Raw genomic sequence first — 3834 nt, 5'->3', positions numbered from 1 at the left:
CGGCTTGGCCGATTTCGGCGCCCGCTATCCGTTCCAGCTTTCGGGCGGCCAGCAGCAGCGTGTCGCGCTGGCCCGCGCGCTGGCCCCGCGCCCGCGCGTCCTGCTGCTGGACGAACCCTTGTCCGCGCTGGACGCCAAGGTTCGGGTCTCGCTGCGCAACGAGATCCGCATGATCCAGCGGGAACTTGGAATCACCACGATCTTCGTGACCCACGACCAGGAAGAGGCCATGAGCATCTCGGACCGCATCGTGGTGATGAACGGCGGCGTGGCCGATCAGGTCGGCACCCCGTTCGACATCTACAACCGCCCGACCACCCGCTTCGTGGCCCAGTTCGTCGGCACGCTCAACACCTTCGATGTGACCGTGCGCGACGCCGCCGCCGGGCAGGTGGAACTGGCGGGCCAGACGCTGACCCTGCCCGAACCGCTGCAAGTCAGCGCGCCGGTCATCGCCCTGCGCCCCGAAGCGCTGCACCTCGGCCGCGTTCCGGGGGCCGAGGCCCTTCTGCCCGCCCGCATCGACGAGGTGCATTTCATGGGCTCAGTCATCCGCCTCCGCGCCACCATGGCCGGCACCCGGGTCTCGCTCGACACCTTCAACCGCCCCGACCAGCCGCCACCCAGCCCCGGCACCGACGTCGAGATCAGCTTCTCGGGCCGGGACGCCATCGTGCTGCGGCAATAGCTGGGGAGTGAGGGGCGCGTCAGCGTTCAAACTCCATGCGGTTTTCGCGCGCTCCTAGTCCTGTCGGCCCCGTATCCCACTGGAATCGCACGTGGTTTCCGTCCGTTTATTGGCTTATTGTTGACCCGTGTGGTTGAACGCAAAAAGCCGCCCCTTGGGGCGGCTGTTAAGCGGTTGTCATCGCTAGTAATCTGGTTGCGGGGGCAGGATTTGAACCTGCGGCCTTCAGGTTATGAGCCTGACGAGCTACCGGGCTGCTCCACCCCGCGACGGTATGATGTCTGGTTGGTGATATTGTATATGAGATCGTAGAGGGGATGGGCATTGGACAGGTTTGGCGGTGACCTACTCTCCCACGTCTTGAGACGCAGTACCATTGGCGTGACGGCCCTTATCGGCCGAGTTCGGGAAGGGATCGGGAGTTTAGCCGTCGCTATGACCACCAAACCGGTTCAATGCCCAGCGGATATTATCCGCAACATCAGTGTATTGTTCCAGGCCGTTCTTCTGATTGTGCCTTGCTGTTTCTGGATCAGATCAAGCCAATCGGGCGATTAGTACCGGTCAACTGAACGCATTGCTGCGCTTACATCTCCGGCCTATCGACGTGGTCGTCTTCCACGGCCCTCAAGGGAGACCTTGTTTTGAAGGGGGCTTCCCGCTTAGATGCCTTCAGCGGTTATCCTGTCCGAACATAGCTACCCAGCACTACCGTTGGCACGATAACTGGTCCACCAGTGGTTCGTTCAACCCGGTCCTCTCGTACTAGGGTCAACTCTTCTCAAGTCTCCTGCACCCACGGCAGATAGGGACCGAACTGTCTCACGACGTTCTAAACCCAGCTCACGTACCTCTTTAAATGGCGAACAGCCATACCCTTGGGACCTGCTCCAGCCCCAGGATGAGATGAGCCGACATCGAGGTGCCAAACGATGCCGTCGATATGGACTCTTGGGCATCATCAGCCTGTTATCCCCAGAGTACCTTTTATCCGTTGAGCGATGGCCCTCCCACTTGGGACCACCGGATCACTATGACCGACTTTCGTCTCTGCTCGACTTGTCAGTCTCGCAGTCAGGCTGGCTTCTGCCATTGCACTCAACGAGCGATTTCCGACCGCTCTGAGCCAACCATCGCGCGCCTCCGTTACGATTTGGGAGGCGACCGCCCCAGTCAAACTCCCCACCATGCAGGGTCCCGGACCCGGATAACGGGCCGCGGTTAGACATCAAGAAGGCGAAGGGTGGTATCTCAAGGGAGGCTCCACGAGGACTAGCGTCCCCGCTTCAAAGCCTACCACCTATCCTGCACATCACATTCCTGATGCCAATGCAAAGCTAGAGTAAAGGTTCATGGGGTCTTTCCGTCTAACCGCGGGTAGTGTGCATCTTGACACACAGTTCAATTTCGCTGAGTCCACGTTAGAGACAGCGGGGAGATCGTTACGCCATTCGTGCAGGTCGGAACTTACCCGACAAGGAATTTCGCTACCTTAGGACCGTTATAGTTACGGCCGCCGTTTACTGGGGCTTCAATTCGGAGCTTGCACCCCTCCTTTTAACCTTCCAGCACCGGGCAGGCGTCAGACCCTATACGTCGCCTTACGGCTTCGCAGAGCCCTGTGTTTTAAGTAAACAGTCGCCACCCCCTGGTTTGTGCCCCCCGCCCACAGTTGCCTGCAGACGGGGCTCCCTTCTCGCGAACTTACGGGAGCATTTTGCCGAGTTCCTTTAACGTGGTTCTCTCAAGCGCCTTGGTATACTCTACCAGTCCACCTGTGTCGGTTTAGGGTACGGTCTGATGGAGGGCTATTTCCAGGGACCTCTAAGCAGCTCACCCAATCCGATAAGGGCAAACTACAGTCGAGATCCGTCACATCCTCCTGGCCCAGGAATATTAACCTGGTTCCCATCGACTACGCCTTTCGGCCTCGCCTTAGGGGCCGGCTTACCCTGCTCAGATTAGCTTTAAGCAGGAACCCTTGGACTTTCGGCGACAGGGTTTCTCACCCTGTTTGTCGCTACTCATGTCAACATTCTCGCTTCCGATCTCTCCACCGGATGCCTTACGGCCCGGCTTCACAGAAAGCCCTCCATGTCCGATCCATCCGAGGATGGAGAAGACATGATGGACTATATCACGGAACGCTCCGCTACCACGCACATCGCTGTGCATCCCGAGCTTCGGCTCATGGCTTGAGCCCCGTTACATCTTCGCCGCAGGACAGCTTATCTAGACCAGTGAGCTGTTACGCTTTCTTTAAATGATGGCTGCTTCTAAGCCAACATCCTGGTTGTTTTGGCCGTCCCACATGCTTTCCCACTTAGCCATGAATTAGGGGCCTTAGCTGCAGGTCAGGGTTGTTTCCCTCTTCACGACGGACGTTAGCACCCGCCGTGTGTCTCCCGGATAGTACTCATCGGTATTCGGAGTTTGCTTAGGCTCAGTAAGGCTGTGGGCCCCCATTACCCATGCAGTGCTCTACCCCCGATGGTATTCGTCCGAGGCGCTACCTAAATAGCTTTCGCGGAGAACCAGCTATCTCCAGGTTTGATTAGCCTTTCACCCCTAGCCACAAGTCATCCAGACCCTTTTCAACGGGTGTTGGTTCGGACCTCCAGTTGGTGTTACCCAACCTTCATCCTGCTCATGGCTAGATCACCTGGTTTCGGGTCTGATCCGTCGAACTCATGCGCCCGTTTAAGACTCGCTTTCGCTGCGCCTCCACCTAACGGCTTAAGCTTGCTCGACAGACCAAGTCGTTGACCCATTATACAAAAGGTACGCCGTCAGGGCTCAAGGCCCCTCCGACTGCTTGTAGGCGTTCGGTTTCAGGTACTGTTTCACTCCCCTCGTCGGGGTGCTTTTCACCTTTCCCTCACGGTACTGGTTCGCTATCGGTCAGCAAGGAGTACTTAGCCTTCGGAGGTGGTCCTCCGATCTTCAGACAGGATTTCACGTGTCCCGCCCTACTTAATATGTGCACTGGTGCTTCCAATACGGGACTGTCACCCGCTGTGGTTGGCCTTTCCAGACCATTCTTGTCACACTTCATGCATCGGCTGGTCCGCGTTCGCTCGCCACTACTAACGGAGTCTCTATTGATGTCCTTTCCTCCGGGTACTTAGATGTTTCAGTTCCCCGGG

Annotated in this window: 1 protein-coding gene, 1 tRNA gene and 2 rRNA genes (1 of these 4 running past the window's edge); 1 reads left to right on the top strand and 3 read right to left on the bottom strand. The window is 57.8% G+C overall.

Annotated elements, in window-relative coordinates; genetic code table 11:
• The coding region (locus C5F44_RS17355) for an ABC transporter ATP-binding protein (protein ID WP_146161980.1) at positions 1 to 688 on the top strand (688 nt) is incomplete at its 5' end.
• A 192-nt stretch (positions 689 to 880) separates the two neighbouring features.
• On the opposite strand, the gene C5F44_RS17350 is transcribed toward C5F44_RS17355, so the two are convergent.
• From C5F44_RS17350 to C5F44_RS17340, 3 genes are all read right to left on the bottom strand, one after another.
• Positions 881 to 957: transfer RNA gene (locus C5F44_RS17350), tRNA-Met, on the bottom strand.
• A 63-nt stretch (positions 958 to 1020) separates the two neighbouring features.
• Positions 1021 to 1135, bottom strand: a 5S ribosomal RNA gene (gene rrf, locus C5F44_RS17345).
• Between the two features lie 86 nt (positions 1136 to 1221).
• Positions 1222 to 3834: ribosomal RNA gene (locus C5F44_RS17340) — 23S ribosomal RNA — on the bottom strand (it continues 219 nt past the right edge of the window).

It is taken from the genome of Fuscovulum blasticum DSM 2131, from assembly GCF_003034965.1.
Taxonomy (GTDB): domain Bacteria; phylum Pseudomonadota; class Alphaproteobacteria; order Rhodobacterales; family Rhodobacteraceae; genus Pseudogemmobacter; species Pseudogemmobacter blasticus.
Note: the sequence above shows the minus strand (reverse complement) of the source record. Positions and strands in the feature narration are given on the sequence as shown.